1 protein-coding gene is annotated in these 1,718 nt (G+C 69.9%); it reads right to left on the bottom strand.

Going from position 1 to position 1,718, the window contains the following annotated elements; genetic code table 11:
* Positions 1–61: 61 nt before the first annotated feature.
* The gene (locus tag HHX37_RS35330) at positions 62–1,648 is read right to left on the bottom strand and encodes an IS1182 family transposase (protein ID WP_182883991.1); all 1,587 of its coding nucleotides are present in this window, start codon (positions 1,646–1,648) and stop codon (positions 62–64) included.
* Positions 1,649–1,718: the final 70 nt, after the last annotated feature.

The following is a 1,718-nucleotide window of genomic DNA, read 5'->3' as shown; positions in this document are numbered from 1 at the left end:
CCTAGAAGGCCACTGAAGATCTTGTCTCGATGACCGCCGGTGCTTGTGGTCGGCCCGTGGTTCACGCAGGTGAGTTTGGAACCAGTGTCCAGACGTTGCCGGTCCGGGTGAGTCCGAGGTTGATCAGGGTTCGCAGGTTGAGGGCGGCGGCGCGGGTGTGGAGCCAGGCGTTGTTCTTGATGGTGCCGATGTACCGTAATCGCCGGTTGCCTCGTGCGACGATCCAGGCGATGGCGCGTTCGACGGGTGGCCGCCAGCGCCGGTAGTCGTTCTGCCAGATCGGATCGGTGGCGGCTTGCCGGCGGGCGGCGGCAAGCTCGTCGTGGTGCGGGCGGATGGCGAGGATGCGCCCGGCTTTGGCTTTGGTGCAGCGCGGGCGTAGTGGGCAGCCGGCGCACTGGCTGGTGAAGAAGGCCTTGCGCTGCTGGTTGCGGCCCGACGGTGCCGACAACGGGACTTGGTGCCCGGCCGGGCAGGTCACGGTGCTGCCTGCGGTGTCGATGGCGAAGTCGTCCAGGTCGAATCCGCCGGGCACGGCCGGGCGCAGGGGTGCGGGTTTGATCACGGCACGATGCCCGGCGTCGGTGAGCGCGTGGCGGCAGGCCCCGGTGGAGTAGGCGGCATCGCCGAAGACCTCCACCGGGCTGGTCTCCTCGGCGAGCAGGTCGGCGGCGAGGGCGGCCTCGTGATGAGCGGCACCGGATCCGGGCCGTAATGCCACGGCGGTGAACAGGCCGGTTTCGGGTTCGACCGCCACGTGGGCCTTGAATCCGTCCTGGCGGTGGGTGCGGGTCTTGTGCACGTGCCGGGATTCGGGATCGACGGTGGAGATCACCCGGTCGGGGACGGTGCGCTGGGCGATGCGCCAGCGCCCGTCCCGGCCGTCGGAGTCTTCGGCCGGTTCCACGTCCTGGCCGGTGACCAGGGCCAGCAGTCCCACGGCGGTGGCCGCCTGCTCGTCCAGGGGCTGGGCGGGCAGGCCGGCCAGCAGCCGGATGGCGTCGGTGACCAGGGCGTCCACCAGCACGGCCCGGGCCTGCTCGTCATCCCAGGCGATGCGCGGCTTGCCCGGATCGGCGTAGTCATGAGCGGTGCAACCCTCGGCGGCGACTTGGGCGGCGCCGGGCACGTGACGGATCACCCGCCGGATTGCGGCGATCAATTGGGTGACGGTGTCCTGGGTTGCGACCGCGTCGTCGAGCACCGCCGAGTCCAGCGCCCGCCGCTGCCTGCCCGCCAGGACCCCGGTCGCCGCGACCACCTCACCCACGGCCTCAAACAGGCGGTTCGGCCTGCGGGAGCGCGCCAGCCGCCGCCGGAAGTAGGTCAGCAGCGACGGATCGAAGGCGGTGTCATACAGTCCCAGCCCGCAGGCCGCTTTCCAGCGCAGGTCACACCGCAACGCCTGCACGGTGTCGGTGTCCGACAGGCCATGCAGCGTCTGCAGCACCACCGCAGCCGCCAGGACCTGCGGCGGCATGCTCGGCCGCCCGTTGCGTGAGGGATACATGTCCGCGAACATCCCTGCGGGAAACAGGGCTTGGCGATGCTCGGCCAAGAACGCGAACACGCTGCCTGCCGGGATCAGCTCCCTGCAGGTCTGCCACACATCCGGCCCGACCAGTTCCCCAGCCCACTCACCCTGCACAGCACCCACTGTGGCCTCATCCCAGAAAGAACGAGGCCAGAACGCAAGATCTTCAGTGGCCTTCTAGGGC

It is taken from the genome of Microbispora sp. H10885 (genome assembly GCF_014161415.1).
Classification (GTDB): domain Bacteria; phylum Actinomycetota; class Actinomycetes; order Streptosporangiales; family Streptosporangiaceae; genus Microbispora; species Microbispora triticiradicis.
Note: the sequence above shows the minus strand (reverse complement) of the source record. Positions and strands in the feature narration are given on the sequence as shown.